Raw genomic sequence first — 18,161 nt, forward strand, 5'->3', positions numbered from 1 at the left:
ACGTGGAAACCCCCGCAGGGTTAAAGTAAATTTTAAGGGAAACAGGAATAATAATTATCAGATATCTCTTACTTGGCGTAGAAAATGGCGGGAGTTGCAACAAAAGGCGGGACCGAAAGGTGGTAAGAACGCCGAGGTGTGTGCTCCAAATTAATTTAATTGGTCAGCTTCAATGTTTTATCTTTGTGACCAAATTTGAAAAAACGACATGAGTAGTAATCACAGTGAACTGGAATTAATCAGAAGAGAAAGTTTAATGGCTTTGCGCAATATGGGAATTGATCCCTATCCTGCCGAGGAGTTTGAAATAACACATAACTCTGCTTATATTCTTGCAAATCATCCTGAAAAAACAGAAGAATTGCAAAAAATCAGTTTTGCAGGAAGGTTAATGGGAAAACGCATTATGGGAAAAGCTGCATTTGCAGTTTTACAGGATAGTGCTGGAAAAATACAGATATATGTGAAGGGAGATGAAATTTGTCCGGGTGAAGATAAATCGATGTATGAAGAAGTATTTAAAAAACATTTGGATATTGGAGATATAATTGGTGTAAAAGGATATGTATTTACCACTAAAACAGGCGAGACAACAATTCATGTTAGCGAATTTAAATTGTTGAGTAAAAGTTTGCGCCCTTTACCAATTGTAAAAACAGATACGGAAGGAAATGTTTTTGATGCATTTACAGATTCGGAACAACGCTATAGAATGCGTTATGTTGATCTTATTGTAAACCCGGATGTAAAAGAAGTATTTATTAAAAGAAGTAAATTAGTAAATACCATGCGCAATTTTTTAAATGCTCATGGATATATAGAAGTGGAAACTCCTATTCTTCAACCTCTTTATGGTGGCGCAGCAGCGCGTCCGTTTACCACACATCACAATGCTTTGGATATGACATTATATATGCGTATTGCAAATGAATTGTATTTAAAAAGATTAATTGTTGGGGGATTTGACGGCGTATATGAATTTTCAAAAGATTTCCGCAATGAGGGAATGGACAGATTTCACAATCCGGAATTTACGCAGATAGAATTTTATGTTGCGTATAAAGATTATAACTGGATGATGGATTTTACGGAGGAGATGATAGAAAAAGTTGCGATAGAAGTAACAGGCTCTACAGAAGTACAGGTTGGAGAAAATATTATTTCGTTCAAACGACCTTGGAAAAGATTTACCATGTTTGAAGCAATTCAACATTTTACGGGAATTGATATTTCGCAAATGGATGAGGCTGCAATTTATAAAACAGCGAAAGAATTACATGTACGTGTAGATGCAACGATGGGTAAAGGAAAATTAATTGATGAGATATTCGGCGAAAAATGTGAACCATTTTTAATACAGCCAACATTTATTACGGATTATCCGGTGGAGATGAGTCCGCTTGCAAAAAAACACCGCACGGTGGAAGGTTTAGTGGAAAGATTCGAAGCAATTTGCAATGGAAAAGAAATGTTGAATTCTTTCAGCGAATTAAATGATCCCATTGATCAGCGCAATCGTTTTGAAGGACAATTGGAATTAGGAAAACGCGGTGATGAAGAAGCGATGCAATTAGATGAAGATTTTTTACGCGCCTTGGAATACGGAATGCCGCCAACTGCAGGTATCGGAATTGGTATCGATAGATTAACCATGATCATGACAAATCAACATGCGATACAGGATGTGTTGTTGTTTCCACATATGCGACCGGAAAAAAATTGACAATTGACAATTGATAATGAAATACGATGGCCTCACAGGAGTTGAAAACCTGTGTAGGTCTTAGGGAAAGAATATTCTATAACCTACTTTTAATAAAAGGTATAATAATAGCATTATCATTAATTAGTGAAGCTCGTAGCAAATAATATCCGGACGGAATATTTGAGATGTCGATTAATAAATTATTTTCTTCAGAAGTTAGATCATTAATTCTAAAATTTATTTTTTGACCGGTTGCATTTATTATTTCAATTGTTTCAATTTCAGAAATTGCAAAATTAGTTTGAATGTTTAACTCTTCAAGAACAGGATTGGGGTAAATGACTATATTTTGTAAAGCTGAATTAACTGTCGATGCATTTACTACTATGGTCTTACTGTATTCATAGGAATAATCGGTATTAATTATTTTTAATCTGTAATACGCTTGTGAATTATTCAGATCATCATCGGTAAATTGGTATAACTGCTCAGATGAAGAATTTCCTGAAGCTTTAATAATTCCTATTTCATAAAAATTTCCATCCGGCATCATTTTTTCAACTATAAATTCCAAGGTATTTATTTCGCTTGATGTGATCCAATTTAATTGTATTGCACTTTCAAATATAGTTGCATAAAAATCTTTTAATATTATTGGCAACAAAAAATCACAGGGCCCAACAACAGGTGGTAAAACATATCGTGTTGCATCATTATAAACCCAATTTGCAGAATTATTATAATCAGAAATAGTTGCAGGATCGGGCAATAATAAACAGTTTACAATTCCATTATCGTTATTATTTAATAAAACACAATTTGTGCCTGCAGTTAATCCGGTTGGGATGGAAGTTTGATTTGAAGTGGTTGCCGGCGACCAAACTCCGTTAAAATTTATACATGCAATAAAATTAGGAGCAGCAATTGAACCCGTATAACATATGATCTGGTCTCCAGTGGTTGCTAATGCCATTTGTTGAGTAGACAGTGTTGAGTTTAATGTTCCTGAAGTGGCATTTGCACCTGCATCCAACACTCCGGTTCCAAAAATTGTAAATACTCCTCCAACCCCACCTGTAAAAGTTATAATTGTATTTGTGGCCAATCCACCCGCCGGCACATTCCATTGGATATGGCCTTCGAAACCATAAAAATTTGTGCCATTCCATCCCGCATCCGTAAAAAAAATAGGAACTCCCGATTCTATATAATTGGTTGCAATGATGGAAAATTGATCTGCATTATCAGAATTAAATCCCAAAAAAGCAATATCCCCAATGGAAACTGTTTGAGATAAAATATTAGTGTGCGTTATAAAAGGGAGAAATAAAATCAAAATGTATATCCTTAATTTCATACTCCGTAAATGAAGTACAAAGTTGCAATGCAGATATTACCTGAATATTAAGCAGATGTTTAAAGTGCGATAATTATAATAATTGACAATTGATAATTGACAATTGACAATTAAACAGCCATCATCGTATGTCCTATGTCATATGTCCTATGTCATATGTCCTATGTCATATGTCCTAAGTCCTTCTCAACGGAATCTATCCATTGATTTAACAAGATCTTCATCTTTTTTGATGTTGCGACGGGCAAACCCGTTACAAATTAAAATTGCGATAGGCAAACCTAATGCTATCGGAAAATTTTCGTCCCCGAATTTTGTAGATGCAAAAAAACTTGCTCCTGTAAGAGCAACCCCTAAGATCAGATTTATGAAACACAATTTCAATTGCAATTTTCTATCCTTGAACTGCGATATTGCAAAAAGAGCGATCAGCGCTATAGCAATGCAAAGAGAGGTTACCAAAATATCACCTTTAGCCAATAATAGTAATCCGTCCCTTTCAGAAATGGGTAAAAATAAAAACAGGATGGATGCAATCGCTACAAGAGCTAAAAAAACAGTTTGAATACGTTGCCACATGGGACAAAAATAAACACAAATTGACAATTGACAATTGATAATTGACAATTCAAACCTTCGGTTTGATTAATTTTGGGCGGAAATGCGGTATTTTTTGGAGATTGCGTATAAGGGGACGGGCTATGTTGGCTGGCAGATTCAGCCGAATGGGGTGAGCGTGCAACAGAAGGTAGATGAGGCATTACAGACTATTTTGAGGGATGATATCCATTGTTTAGGCTGCGGAAGAACCGATGCTGGAGTGCATGCAGAACAATTCTTTTTGCATTTTGATACGGATAAAATTTTCCCGGATAATTTTATTCTAAGAATAAATACATTTTTACCTCAAGGTATCGCGGTGAAAAAATTAATCCCTGTACACGAAAAAGCACATGCGCGATTTGATGCTACCATGCGTGCATATGAATATCGTGTTACATTCAAAAAAAATGCATTTTTAAATGAATTATTACTTTACAGACATTTAGACGATCTCGATTTTGATCTCATGCATAAAGCATGTGAGATCGTAAAAAAATATAATGATTTTCCGTCCTTTTGCAAAAGCAAACAGGGTTCAAAAACTACTATTGTAAATATTAAAGAACTTTATTGGCGTAAAGAAGGAAATCTCAGTATTTTATATGTCTCTGCTGATCGTTTTTTACGCGGTATGGTCAGATTAATGGTAGGAGCAATGATTCAGATAGGGAAACACAAAATGACGCTCCAGGAATTTGACGAAGGGATAAAAAACAAAGAGCGATTTAAAATGGCAATGTCAGCTCCAGGTCATGCATTGTTTCTTATAAAAGTTCAATATCCTTACATTTCGTAAAATTATTGCGGGATAACTTCTCCTTGTTCCATTGTCATTTTATGGAAGTGTTCATTAATTTTTTCCAACATTGAATTTTCTTTTTTATTCTCTATTACCCTTCCATCAATTTCTGATACAGCAGTAAGTTCTCCCATAGTGCCCGTGGTAAAAACTTCATCTGCATTATAAAACTCGGTCAGTGATAAATTTTTCAAATGAATTTGAAAATTATTACTAACACATATTTCTATTACTTTTTTTCTGGTGATACCCGGCAAACATGCATCTGCATTTGGTGTGTAAATAACATTATTTTTAATCATGAAAATATTGCAGGCATTTGTTTCAGAAACAAATCCGAGATTATCGAGCATTAAAGCATCATCCATTCCTGCAATGTTTGCTTCAATTTTAGCGAGAATGTTATTGATCAAATTATTATGATGAATTTTAGAATCAATATGCATGGGCGAATTTCTTCTTATGGAAGCTGTGATTAATTTGATGGATCCACTGTAAACCGGTTTTTTCCATTCCGCTAAAACAATAAGTGTACATCCCTTTTGATTTAAACGGGGATCCATTCCGGAAGTGATCTTTTCGCCACGTGTCAATGTCAAACGGATATGGGCATTGTGATTCATGCCATTCGCTTTTAATGTTTCAAATATTGCATTTTTAATATATTCTTTGGTCGGCACATTTTTAAACAACATTGCATGTGCGCTTGCATGTAACCTTTCAAGGTGCTCATCTAAACAAAATATTTTTCCATTATATATTCGCAACCCCTCCCATACTGCATCTCCACCCTGCACTGAGGAATCAAAAACAGAAACCTTTGCCTCGTTTCGAGGGTGTAATTTATTTTCGACCCAAATGAAAATATTTTCGTTTTGCGGATTGAATTCTTGTTGCATAATTATATTTTTATAGCATGACGAATAAGTGCATCGTAATATACTTTTGCCTCTAAATAAATTGGATTTAAATGATCTGGCAAATCTATTGTTTCTTCCTGATAAGTCTGAAAACCAGTTGAGTTATGTACATTTGTATACCAGTGTTTAGCCCATATTCCATCTTCCGGGCGAGGACCCTTTTCCCATCGTAACATGGCATTGTCAAATTGAATATCACAAGCTGTACAAATTTTTGTCAAAGCAGTTTCCGGATCCTTTAAGATTTGTGCTGAGTCGATAATAAAATAATGGTATCCTTTACTTTCAAGGAAACTGAATAATTCAAAACTCTGTTTAATACCTATATCTTCCAGTGTTGGTTTCTCAATTACCTTTCTATATGAATTTAATACATTTTTAGGATCCCGTATTAAAAGAATATTATATGTTTTTTCTAAAAATTCCATATCCAGGTCAATCAAATGATGTGTCATTTGTTTGAAGAATAAAACAGGTTTTTCGTTGTAACCAAGTATTAAAGAAGCGACTACTTTCTCGCCATCATTTTCCTGAGATCTCAAAATATCCGCCGTACCGGGATGAATAATTCCGGTTGTTTTTAAATAATGTGCATATAGGGGTTCATCAAAAACCTTAGTATCATGTCTTTGCGCAAATGAATACATTAAAGCAGTAGAAATATTTCGTGGTCCTGACCAAAGGTTAATTCTTCTGTGCATCTGTTCGATTAATTGATACCTTAATCATTTTTTACGACAGCCAGTTTAGCAAACTTCAATAACAACTTCTTCTCTCCCGCATTTTGAAAAACGATGGTGGCCATTTTACCTTCATTGTTACCTTCCATGGCAGTGATTTTTCCGAATCCGAATTTTTGATGTTCAACATCCATTCCTAATTGAAGTTCTTCGGGGAATGCAGCGTTAAAATTTTCGGAAGCTTTGTGCATGTAATTATTTACCGGAACTTGTGGTCGCACTTTAGTTACCGGTGTTGCATGTTCGTAATGCTTTTTAGTATTTTCGTTGGCATCATCATTCCATTTGGAATTATTATATCCTACATAATTCAATAAATTCTGTGGCAGTTCTTCTAAAAATCTGCTGGGTTCACAATATTCCAGTTTGCCGTATTTATAACGTGTTGCAGCGTGTGTTATTGTAAGTTTTGTTTCTGCACGTGTAATTGCTACATAAAATAATCTGCGTTCTTCCTCGAGATCTTCGCGCGAAGAAAGGGATAACGTTCCGGGAAATAAATTCTCTTCCAATCCCACCACAAAAACACTTTTAAATTCCAATCCCTTTGCTGCGTGAATAGTCATCAATTTTACTGATTCATCCTCATTGCCTTCCGCATCTGCATCTGTTAATAATACCACTTCCTGTAAATATTGTCCCAAGGTTTTTGTTACTTTTTCTTCACCGGGAATAGTATCAATATAAAATTCGGAAGATGCTTCGTCGGGTGCTACAAATTCTTTTATGGAATTTAATAATTCCTGCATGTTTTCATATCTGCTTAATCCTTCCACACTTTGATCGCTATAAAGATCTTTCATTACTCCGGTTGACTTTGCTATATGACTTGCAACTTCATAAGCATCCTTTTTTTCGAGTAAGGTCTGAAAACTTTTTATCATGGTGACAAAATCAGACAATAGTTTTCTCGTGCCGGAATTAAATTGCAGCAGATCAATATTTTCTGCCATGGTCCATAAACTTTTATCGTTATCGGCGGCAAGTACAGTTAATTTTTCGATGGTAGTTTTTCCAATGCCACGTGCAGGATAATTAACAATACGCTTGAATGATTCCTCATCATGCGGATTAACGGTCAATTTTAGATATGCAATAAGATCTTTTACTTCCTTGCGCTGATAAAAGGAAATTCCCCCATAAATTCTATAAGGAATATTCAATTTTCTCAAACCCTCTTCAAATGCACGGCTTTGCGCATTCGTTCTGTATAAAATCGCAAACTCCCCGTTTTTAATATGTTCGCGCATGCGCTGTTCAAAAATTTCATTCGCAACTAGTCTCCCCTCTTCATTATCGCTCATGGAACGAATTACTTTAATGGATTCTCCTTCAAGATTATCTGTCCATATTTTTTTTGCGAGCTGATGTTTATTTTTAGAAATAATATGATTTGCCGCTTCCACAATTACTTTTGTAGAACGATAATTTTGTTCAAGTCGGAAAGTTTGCACTTCCGGAAAATCTTTTTCAAAATTCAGAATATTTAAAATGTTCGCGCCGCGGAATGCATAAATACTCTGTGCATCATCTCCCACTACAGCGATATTTTGAAATACATCGGCAATTCTTTTCACGATAGAATACTGCAAAAAATTAGTATCCTGAAACTCATCTATCATCACATATTTAAAACGGTGTTGGTATTTATATAATACATCGGGAAATCTCTCCAACAATTCATGTGTTTTTAATAAAAGATCGTCGAAATCCATAGCACCGGCTCGAAAACATCTTTTAGTGTAATTCCAGTACAATTCACTCATTTTCGGGCGACCATTACTTTCATCCTCAGCGATCAGATCTGCATTATTTTCGTATTCCTTGGGACCAATTAAATTATTTTTAGAAATCGAAATTCTATAGAGAACATAACCGGGTTTATACAATTTGTCGTTTAAACCCATTTCCTTAACAATGGTCTTCAATAAATTTTTAGAATCTTCCGAATCGTAGATCGTAAAATTGGAGGGATATCCCAGTTTATCTGCTTCACTTCGCAGAATTCGTGAAAACACGGAGTGAAAAGTTCCCATCCATAAATTGCGCGCTTCACCTCCCATCAATTGCTCGATACGATTTTTCATTTCGCGGGCAGCCTTATTCGTAAAAGTGAGCGATAAAATGGAAAAAGGATCGGCATTTTGTTGCATTAAATATGCAATTCTGAAAGTGAGCACACGAGTTTTACCTGAGCCCGGACCTGCAATGATCATGGTTGGTCCGTTGATATTCGTTACAGCAGCTAATTGCGCTTCGTTAAGAGATTCCAAGAAATTCACAGCCCAAATTTACATCACGGATTTAAAGGATTGCGCGGATTGCACGGATTTTTTTTTGAACTGCGTTCAAAAATGGGTGGATTAGGTTTTGAACTGCGTTCAAAAAATCGGATGAATTATTTTGAGGATGTGTTTTGATGAGGGAAGAGTAGAGGATTTAATTCTTTGCGGCTTTGCGACTTTGCGTGAAACATTTTTTAGTCTCTGTTCGGTGATGGCAATGTAAAAAGTCCGCCTATCAACATCACCAAAAACAAAACACCCCAAACTGATTCCACCAGCGATAAGTTGCGGATCAGATGCGAAGGATTTGTATATGCACTGGAACTTCCGCTGATGCTGCATAAACTGAAATATAAACTTTCGGAATAGGTTTGATAACCGGCAGTTAATGTTACACCTAAACTCATAGGATCAATCAAAACAAAAATTTCATAAAAACTTCCCCATCCGAGTGCTATTAACAAATACACTGCAACTGATCCCCAAAGTCTTTCGGTAATGCGTAAGTTATCGGAGTAAATATCCATTAGGCCAAGTGCAATTACAAAACATTCAAGTGCACATAAAATTAAATGGACTGCAATTAGCCATGGTTTCAGGTCAGATACTATTGTGAAAAAAGGATTTAATGCAATAAAAGATAATAAAAAAATGGTACCGACAGCTAATTTCAATAAATTAATTATACGTTTATTGGGACTTAAAAATCCTGCCAATTGAACAAGTAACAATAAATAAAAAATTTCTAAGACCAACAAAACTCCAGTTACAATTTTATCGGCGTAAGCTTCATTTAATGCAGTTGCCACATCCCCCATGATCAATATAAAAAAAATCAATATGATCTCAATAACTGCAACTTGCTGATAGTTTTTCGTTTTGAGACGAAGAGGTTTGATATTTTTGAGTGCCATATTCGCTTATATTTAACCGCTTAATTTTTATTTATCGGCTAATTTTCGAAAAAATAACAGGTTAAAGTTACTATTTTTTATATTTGGCTAAAATTTTATTGTTATGTCCCCTAAAGATGTTCTAAAAAAGTATTTCGGATACGAGGTATTCAGAGATACGCAGGAAGAGATCATAGATTTTGTGATGCAAGGAAATGATGCTGTGGTTGTTATGCCCACAGGTGGTGGAAAGTCGGTTTGTTTCCAGGTTCCAGCCATGTTATTTCCCGGAATTACCATCGTAATTTCTCCACTCATCGCCCTCATGAAAGACCAGGTTGACGGATTGAATGCCATTGGAATTCCGGCAACTTCCTTAAACAGTTCCATGACGAATGAGGAGCAACGTATAATAATTAATCGCATTCAGAACAATGAAATAAAATTATTATATATAGCTCCTGAAAGATTGATTGGTGAAGGTGGAAGATTTCTCGATTATTTAAAACAATTACCTGTTTCTTTATTTGCCATTGATGAAGCACATTGTGTGAGTATGTGGGGTCACGATTTCAGACCGGAATATTTACAAATGGCATTGCTAAAAAAAGAATTCCCAAAAGTTCCGGTAATTGCACTTACAGCAAGTGCAGATAATATTACCAGAGCAGATATTGCCGATAAACTCGGAATTCCCACCGCAAAAATATTTATTTCCAGTTTTAATCGCCCGAATATTCATTATTTCATCGAACGCAAAAAAAATGCGTATGGAGAAATACTGGAATATCTTGAAAAACATAAAAATAGTTCCGGAATTATTTATGCTCTGAGCAGAAAAAGCACGGAAACGCTTGCGGAAAATTTAACGGAAGATGGATTTCCTGCAGCATGTTATCATGCGGGATTGGATGCCGCTACGCGTTCGAAAGTGCAGGAGGATTTTAAAAAGGATAAGATCAAGATCATTGTTGCAACTATTGCTTTCGGTATGGGAATAGACAAACCCGATGTGCGATTTGTGATACATTATAATGTTCCGAAAAACATTGAAAGTTATTATCAGGAAACCGGAAGAGCAGGCAGGGATGGGCTTCACAGCGATGCAATTTTATATTACTCTTATGGTGATATTACAGTGCTGAAAAATTTTGCATCCATAGATAATAATCCTCAGCAAACAGATATTTTATTAAAAAAACTCGATAAAATGGCAACTTTCTGCAATGCAAATCAATGCAGAAGAAAAATGTTGCTGGAATATTTTAATGAGGTATATACAGAAAATAATTGTGGCAGTTGTGATTTTTGTCTGAGCAAAAAAGATACATTCGACGCGACGGTTATTGCTCAAAAAGCATTGAGTGCTGTTTTGAGGACAGAAGAAAGATTTGGAGTAAATTATCTCATCGATGTTTTGCGTGGAAGTAAGAGTGAAAAAATATGGAAACAACACAAAGAAATAAAAACCTATGGTATAGGTGCAGATATTTCAAAAGATCTTTGGAATATGTATTTTAAAGAATTAATTGATCAACAATATCTAGTAAGGATAGAAGACGGAAATTTTTCTCACCTTGAACTCACCGAAAAAAGTAAAGATGTTTTATATAGAAACGAAAAAGTTTTTCTCACCCAACAGGAAGAGCGCATTGAAGCTATAGAACAGGATGCTATAGCATTCGACAAGGAATTGTTCGAACAATTGCGTTTTGTAAGAACCGACCTTGCGGCAAAAGAAGGAGTTCCACCTTATTTAATTCTGGGAGATGTTTCATTACAGGAATTATCTACTTTTCTTCCACAAACAAGTTCAGATCTTGAAAAAATATCAGGTTTTGGGGAGATAAAAATTGACAAATACGGCAAACAATTTCTCGATATTGTAAAAGGATATTGCGAAGTAAATCGGCTGCATTCAAAAATGGATCAGAAAACCTTCACAAAAAACAGAAAGGTTGAAAAAAAATTAAAATCAACAGGTCCCAGCGATACTAAAAAACAAACACTGTATCTATTTCGCTCCGGCAAAACAATTGTAGACATTGCAGCAGAAAGAAGTCTTGCAGTTACCACCATTGAAGGCCATTTATCCGAATTTATTCTCAGCGGCGAAATTAAAGTAACAGAAATCGTAGAGGAAGAAAAAATTCCGGCAATTAAACTTGCAATTAAAAATGTCGGAGATCAAAAACTCACACCAATTAAAGAATTTTTAGGCGAAAATTATTCTTTTGGGGAGATAAGGGCGGTGCTAGCAGATATGAAGAGAGCCTGAAATAGGAAGTAGGAAATAGGAAATAAGACAGGTATGATATCGGCTTTAAGTTTTTAATACTTATTGTGAAATTTGATGACGGGTATTTAGTAGAATTGTAAGAGTTTGATCCAGAGGGAAATCCTAGCGACTTGAGGCTCTCACTCCCAGTGAGGGCCTCAATGGAGCGGCGGGAAAGGGGTTGGCAAGAGTTGAAATGGTTTAGGACGGAGGAGAAATCTCGATGCGATCGACCTCACCACTCACCATTGACCATTCACCCATTGAAAAGGTTGGCAAGAGTTGAAAGGGTTGAAAAGGTTTAGTTCGGAGGGTCCAACCCTGAAGGTCTCGCTCTTAGCGAGGCTTTCAGTAACGGTATTTAACCTTCTTTCTAATAAGCCCCAAAAACCCTATATTTGATATACCAACTCTCAAAACATGAAAACATTTTTACTAGGTTGCTTTTTATTAACCGTGCAATTTTCCTTCGCACAAACAAATAATTTTGCGCCGATCGGAGCAAAATGGTGGTATTCTACGCAAGATTATTTTCCTGCAATTCATCCATTAACTATTGAGGTGCTTTCAGATACTTTAATTGATGGAAATACCTGCAGTATTCTTTCATTTACGCCCAATCCAAATTATGTGAGCGACGATAATGATATTTTTTTATTTCAGGATGGGGAAATAATTTATCAGTATTTCCCCGATGAAGGTGATTTTTATAAATTGTATGATTTTTCACTGGAGGCTGGACAAGATTATTGGTGTCATGTTTTAGATTTTGATGGAATGCTCGATTCCGTATTAGTAGAAATTGAATCTGTGGAAATGGTTGAAATTAGCGGGCACACATTAAAAAAACAAACAATAAAAACCACCGGCCATTACGACTGGTTTGGAGAAAATATAGAAATTATTGGCAATACACAATCCATAATTCCAATACATGATTTGATGGAGTCATTGCAAGGTCCGCTTAGATGTTACGAAGATCCGGATTTTGAATTATATTCGACGGGCGAAACAACAACTTGCGATGAAGTACTCACCGGAATTTCAGATATTAAAAGGGATGATCTGCTAATTTATCCAAATCCGTTTTCAGATATTTTAAATATCCAGGTTAATTCAGATTTTCAGGAATCTTATAATATCAAAGTATATAATCTTCTTGGTGAAACATGTTTTTCTTCCAATAGTTGCCAATCAAATTGTTTTCTTAATTTATCAGAATTAAATTCCGGACAATATTTTATTGAGATTCAAATGTCAAATTCAATTTCGTTTTATTTGGCAACTAAGATCTAGCGACTTGAGGCTCTCACTCTCAGTGAGAGCCTCAATGGAGCGGCAGGGAGGAAAAAGGGTTTTCGAGAGTTAAAACGGTTGAAATGGTTTAGGTCGGAAGCTTTCAGTAGCGGTAATTATCAATCACAATCTATTGTTTCACAAACTTCCCATCCTGAATCCTTACCCCCTCCTCAAATACCCCACAAACATAAATACCCGGACTCAATTTCCTCACATCTACCTGCGTTTGAGGCGATGTAATCATTTGCGTTAAAACCTCTTTTCCATCGTAAGCATAGATCACAATTTGACGCTGCTTATTAGCTATCGCATTTTGAAAATATAAAAAATCCGTGGTGGGATTTGGGAACACATTAATTTTATTAAGCTCATATTCCAAATCATCGGTAGATGTTAAAAGATTTCCAAATTGATCCATTTTAAAAATAATAATGTCCAGATCATTTGCGGGCTCCGTCCAGTTATAGTGTGATGAAATTATATATACTCCACCATCACCCGATGCAGTGAGTGATTGATAACCATAATTAAATTCACCATTTATGTAATATTCATTTATTATTTCTCCTGCACCATTAAAATTTATGATACCTATTGTATGCTGGACTTGTTCGTAAAGGAAATTAAAACAATTATCACAAGTGCTATATGTTAACCAAAAACTATTTGTATCGGCAATGGCAAACGATTCCGGGAAGAACAAAATATCGCTGATTGGCGAACCAAAATCAAGCGACCACAGAGTATCAAAATCCTGGTTCAATCTGGCAATATAAAAATTAGTATAGTCAACCTCAAAGTTGCTATATTCAATATAGGAAGTTAAAAAATCAGAACTAAAATTCAGATCGTGCAGATATCTCATCAAATAACTTGAATCCCTTATTTGTGCATCATCTTCTCCAGTGATTGTTAATGTTTCCTTATCTATTGTTGTTAATACATATTGTTTTTGAGAGCTGATATATCGATTATTTTCAACATCTTCCATCAAATCAAGTACACCAAAATACGTATCATCGTCGTAAATTATTTCATTAACAAACTCTCCTTCCTTTGTATACTCATAAATAAAGGCTTTATTAATATTTAGTGCATATCCGGCTATAATAAGATTGCCTGAAGCATTAATTAAAGCGGTGTAAGTAAATTCAGAGACATCCTCATCTCCCAATTTAAAAAAATCTAATATCTCACAATTTTCATCAACTTTTATAATTCCGATCTGAATTTCTATGTTTATATCAATGTACAATCTCCCCACAAAATAATAATAATTTTGTATTGAATCCCATAGAATATCTGACATGGCAAATGTTTCATCCTCAAAGGGAACCTGAATAGAATTTGATTCTATTAATTGTGCCGATAGATCATATTCATTGATAAATAAATATTCATTATCAATACTATCATATCTTCCAAGTACCATGATGGTGGATTCAAACTCAATTAATTTGCCGCCCGATTCAAACCCATTTCTTTCAATGGATATGAATGGTTGCTGAGAGTAGATGTTGCTAAAAAATATAATACTAAATAGAAGTAAGGTGGTTTTCATAGTGGGATGTGGGTTCATGATGGTTGTGGGGTTAAGCAATGCTAATTTTTAAACGATAATTAATATACTTTATTATAAGCATATTCTGAACAAATTAGAAAATTATACTCACCCATCCACAGAGTTCGCCCTGAAGCAGAGTTCCTGCGTCACTCGCTACAGGGCTTAACACTGTGAGGACACGACTAAGACTGCGAAGCGCCCCCATGTTATAAGTAGCGATTGCTTTTTGCTAATTGAAAGTTTAATTCGAAGCAAAAATCTCCAATGTTACTAACTGCCCACTGCTCACTGTTGACTGCCTACTCCCCCACCATCCTCTCCAACAACTCCACGGCCGCCTCCGCAATCACCGTCCCCGGACCAAAAATAAACGCGGCTCCTGCTTCTGTTAAAAATGCGTGATCTTGTTGTGGAATTACGCCGCCGACTACTACCATAATATCTTCGCGGCCATAATTTTTTAATTCGGAAATTACTTGTGGAACTAATGTTTTATGCCCTGCCGCAAGTGATGAAATTCCGATGATGTGAACGTCGTTTTCTATCGCTTGTTTTACTGCTTCGGCGGGAGTTAAAAATAAAGGGCTGATGTCCACATCAAATCCGATATCAGCAAAAGCGGTTGCAATTATTTTTGCGCCGCGGTCGTGACCGTCTTGTCCGAGTTTGGCAATTAATATGCGTGGTCTTCTGCCTTCTTTTTCGGCAAAGGCATCACTTAATTCCTGCGCTTTAATAAAACTTTCATTTTGCATAACTTCTTTTTGATATACACCCGAAACAGATTGAATATTTGCAGCAAATCTTCCAAATACCTTTTCCATTGCAAAAGATATTTCACCTAATGTTGCACGTTTTCTCGCAGCATCAATTGCAAGTTCTAATAAATTACCTTCACCCGTTTCTGCACATGTGGTAATTTTATTTAACGCAATTTCCACCTCTGAAGAATTGCGCTCCGATCTTATTTTATTTAAACGTGTTATTTGTTGTTCGCGCACTGCCGTATTATCCACCGATAATATTTCCATTTCGGAATTTTGTTGTTCCTCTTCCTCACTTAATTTGTAGGCATTTACTCCAATTATAATATCAGTTTTAGCATCAATTTGACCTTGTTTTTTTGCAGCAGCTGATTCAATGCGCATTTTGGGAATACCGGCTTCAATGGCTTTGCGCATTCCCCCTAATTGTTCCGTTTCTTCAATTAATTTCCAGGCTTCTGAAATTAATTCTGCGGTAAGATTCTCAATAATATTACTTCCACCCCATGGATCAACGGTATCACAAATTCCGGTTTCTTTTTGAAGATATATTTGAGTGTTACGTGCAATACGCGCCGAAAAATCGGTTGGTAAAGCTATTGCTTCATCCAAACTATTCGTGTGCAAACTTTGGGTTCCACCTAAAACTGCTGCAAGCGCTTCGATACAAGTTCTAGCAATATTATTATAGGGTTGCTGTTCGGTTAAACTCCATCCGCTGGTTTGACAATGCGTGCGCAACATCAACGACTTCGGATTTTTCGGATCAAATTGTTTTAACATCTTGCTCCATAAAAATCGTGCAGCACGCAATTTTGCTATTTCGCGAAAGTGATCCATTCCTATTCCGAAGAAAAAGGATAATCGCGGAGCAAATTCGTCAATATTTAATCCGGCTTCTATTCCGGTTCGAACATATTCCAATCCATCAGCCAATGTATAAGCTAATTCAATTGCCGGAGTTGCGCCGGCTTCCTGCATGTGATATCCTGAAATGGAAATGGAATTAAATTTCGGCATGTGCGCTGCGCAATATTTAAATATATCCGCAACCAAACGCATACTTGGCGCAGGTGGATAGATATAAGTATTGCGCACCATGAATTCTTTTAAAATATCATTTTGAATAGTGCCCGTTAATTGTTCGAGTTTAACTCCTTGTTCCTCCGCTGCAACAATATAAAAAGCCATTATAGGAATTACTGCGCCGTTCATGGTCATGCTCACACTCATTTGATCAAGAGGAATTGCATCAAATAATATTTTCATATCCTCCACCGAATCAATTGCAACTCCTGCCATACCTACATCACCAAAAACCCTTTCATTATCAGAATCATATCCACGATGTGTTGCAAGATCAAATGCAACCGACAATCCTTTTTGTCCCGCAGCTAAATTCTTTTTATAAAATTCATTTGATTTTTCTGCCGTGGAAAATCCTGCGTATTGTCTTATTGTCCAAGGTTGCAGAACAAACATGGTGGAATAAGGTCCGCGCAAAAACGGATCAAAGCCGGGCATGGAATTTATTGCAGAATTAAAATTCTCCGGCGGAATAACAGCAGTATATTCCGTATGAAAATTTTGAAATGGTTTATCTGTAAAATCAGGTTTCATTTATTTCAATTACTATTTAAAATAAAATTATTTATTTAAATTCTTTTCTTTCCAGTTGGATAAAAATCCACCTGCATTTTCTATTTCCAAAAATCGCAACCAGGCCTTTTCTGCAATTTGAGTTGTAATATTTTCAATATAAAAACTTCCATTTGCGGCATCACGATAACTGTCGAGATGTGTTTCATATCTCAATAAATTCTGAATATGCGTAGCCGATCTTTTTGCAAATGCATCAGGTTCTGTTTGTTCGGGATCATATCCGCAAACACTCAATACATCACATCCTCCCAACACTGCACTCATTGCTTCCGTAGTTGTGCGCAACAAATTACTGTGTTTATCTTCCCCCCTTAAATTTAATTTTGAAGTGCTTACATGTATATATGGATTTGGAATAAAATCAATATCCTCCATAAATGTTTTTAATAAATTATTCCACAACACTTTAAATGCACGAAGTTTGGCAATTTCCAGAAAATAATTACTTCCTATCGTAAAACGGAAAGTAATTAAATGAATTAATTCTTCCAGCGGAACATTGCGTTCTGTCAACTGATCAAAATAATCACTTGTAATTGCAAGAGTATTTGCCAATTGTTCCACAACATCTTCTTCCTCCTTAAAAATATATTCTATTTTTAATAACTTACAATCTTGTAAATGTCCGGATATTCTGAAGAACAGATCGGCAAGATTATTAAATGCTTTATTTTCATTTACAATATTTCCAGTTTCCAACCAATAACCAATAGGATCAAATTCCAGCGATTGCACTAACGATCTCTGTCGCCTATAAACCCGATACGCTCTCGCCAGATACTTACAATTTCTTCTTTTGTAAGATCTCCATCCACATTAAATGCAAAATTTGCAGCGTGTTTTAATTTTCGGATATGATCCACAACAAGATCCCAAACCATATCAGATTCTGCACTCAAACGAATATAATTTGAACCGCGTTTTAATGATTCAATTACCAGATCATTTAATATTTCATTTTCATGCATGGTAATATCCTCACTAATATTCCATGTAACACTTCTGGAAGAGTCATCAGTACCGCCATCTGAAAATTCCGGATCCAGTTCTGCAAAAAAATCATCAGCTGTATCATGCACATATTCCGGAATATCATCTTTTGTATAAAGAGGCTGAATTTCGATACCTGCAACGGTATGTATTAATTTTTCGTTAAAATCAGCTCCTTTCAGATCCTTGGTAACCTGCGTTATCCATTGCTGCTTATTTGATTCGGGAATATCGTCAAACAAATTTTCCATACGCCAAAGGTATTAACTCAAAACACCTTTTTAAAACGTGTTCGCATTATC

Annotated in this window: 14 protein-coding genes; 4 read left to right on the forward strand and 10 right to left on the reverse strand. The window is 35.7% G+C overall.

Features of this window, described 5'->3' with window-relative positions; all coding sequences use genetic code 11:
• The first annotated feature begins 208 nt into the window (after positions 1 to 208).
• Positions 209 to 1,723: a lysine--tRNA ligase gene (lysS, locus tag IPI31_00745; protein MBK7566333.1), complete on the forward strand. Its 1,515-nt coding sequence runs from the start codon at positions 209 to 211 to the stop codon at positions 1,721 to 1,723.
• 76 nt (positions 1,724 to 1,799) lie between these two features.
• Here lysS and IPI31_00750 read toward each other — a convergent pair whose 3' ends face one another.
• Positions 1,800 to 3,062, reverse strand: a complete 1,263-nt coding sequence (locus tag IPI31_00750) for a T9SS type A sorting domain-containing protein (protein MBK7566334.1) — start codon at positions 3,060 to 3,062, stop codon at positions 1,800 to 1,802.
• A gap of 186 nt (positions 3,063 to 3,248) precedes the next feature.
• The gene (locus IPI31_00755) at positions 3,249 to 3,641 is read right to left on the reverse strand and encodes a DUF4293 domain-containing protein (protein MBK7566335.1); all 393 of its coding nucleotides are present in this window, start codon (positions 3,639 to 3,641) and stop codon (positions 3,249 to 3,251) included.
• Between the two features lie 82 nt (positions 3,642 to 3,723).
• On the opposite strand from IPI31_00755, the gene truA reads away from it, so the two are divergent.
• Positions 3,724 to 4,461 carry a tRNA pseudouridine(38-40) synthase TruA gene (gene truA / locus IPI31_00760; protein ID MBK7566336.1) on the forward strand — a complete coding sequence of 246 codons (738 nt, stop codon included), beginning with the start codon at positions 3,724 to 3,726 and terminating at the stop codon, positions 4,459 to 4,461.
• A 2-nt stretch (positions 4,462 to 4,463) separates the two neighbouring features.
• Here truA and IPI31_00765 read toward each other — a convergent pair whose 3' ends face one another.
• The 4 genes from IPI31_00765 to IPI31_00780 all read right to left on the reverse strand — a co-directional run bounded on the left by IPI31_00765 (position 4,464) and on the right by IPI31_00780 (position 9,323).
• Positions 4,464 to 5,363, reverse strand: a complete 900-nt coding sequence (locus IPI31_00765; GenBank protein MBK7566337.1) for an aminotransferase class IV — start codon at positions 5,361 to 5,363, stop codon at positions 4,464 to 4,466.
• A gap of 2 nt (positions 5,364 to 5,365) precedes the next feature.
• Complete coding sequence (locus tag IPI31_00770; GenBank protein ID MBK7566338.1) at positions 5,366 to 6,085, reverse strand: sulfotransferase family protein; 720 nt, start codon at positions 6,083 to 6,085, stop codon at positions 5,366 to 5,368.
• Between the two features lie 20 nt (positions 6,086 to 6,105).
• Positions 6,106 to 8,406: a UvrD-helicase domain-containing protein gene (locus tag IPI31_00775; GenBank protein ID MBK7566339.1), complete on the reverse strand. Its 2,301-nt coding sequence runs from the start codon at positions 8,404 to 8,406 to the stop codon at positions 6,106 to 6,108.
• Between the two features lie 197 nt (positions 8,407 to 8,603).
• A complete protein-coding gene (locus tag IPI31_00780; protein MBK7566340.1) occupies positions 8,604 to 9,323 on the reverse strand; it encodes a hypothetical protein in 720 nt (239 codons plus the stop codon).
• Positions 9,324 to 9,426: 103 nt separating this feature from the next.
• Between IPI31_00780 and recQ the strand changes: the two genes are divergently transcribed.
• Together recQ and IPI31_00790 are read left to right on the forward strand one after the other, a co-directional pair.
• Positions 9,427 to 11,580, forward strand: coding sequence for a DNA helicase RecQ (gene recQ / locus IPI31_00785; GenBank protein ID MBK7566341.1), 2,154 nt, complete (start codon positions 9,427 to 9,429; stop codon positions 11,578 to 11,580).
• 420 nt (positions 11,581 to 12,000) lie between these two features.
• On the forward strand, positions 12,001 to 12,876 hold the full coding sequence (locus IPI31_00790; GenBank protein ID MBK7566342.1) for a T9SS type A sorting domain-containing protein: 876 nt from the start codon (positions 12,001 to 12,003) through the stop codon (positions 12,874 to 12,876).
• Positions 12,877 to 13,006: 130 nt separating this feature from the next.
• Here the strand turns inward: IPI31_00790 and IPI31_00795 are convergent, their stop codons facing one another.
• The 4 genes from IPI31_00795 to IPI31_00810 form a co-directional block, all read right to left on the reverse strand.
• Positions 13,007 to 14,440: a T9SS type A sorting domain-containing protein gene (locus tag IPI31_00795; GenBank protein MBK7566343.1), complete on the reverse strand. Its 1,434-nt coding sequence runs from the start codon at positions 14,438 to 14,440 to the stop codon at positions 13,007 to 13,009.
• Between the two features lie 302 nt (positions 14,441 to 14,742).
• Entirely contained in the window at positions 14,743 to 16,827 is a 2,085-nt protein-coding gene (scpA, locus tag IPI31_00800; protein ID MBK7566344.1) for a methylmalonyl-CoA mutase, read from the reverse strand.
• 27 nt (positions 16,828 to 16,854) lie between these two features.
• Entirely contained in the window at positions 16,855 to 17,604 is a 750-nt protein-coding gene (locus IPI31_00805; protein MBK7566345.1) for a hypothetical protein, read from the reverse strand.
• Complete coding sequence (locus IPI31_00810) at positions 17,604 to 18,110, reverse strand: hypothetical protein (protein MBK7566346.1); 507 nt, start codon at positions 18,108 to 18,110, stop codon at positions 17,604 to 17,606. Before IPI31_00810 ends, IPI31_00805 begins: the two co-directional genes overlap by 1 nt.
• Between the last annotated feature and the right edge of the window lie 51 nt (positions 18,111 to 18,161).

This window comes from Bacteroidota bacterium (assembly GCA_016706865.1).
Classification (GTDB): domain Bacteria; phylum Bacteroidota; class Bacteroidia; order Chitinophagales; family BACL12; genus UBA7236.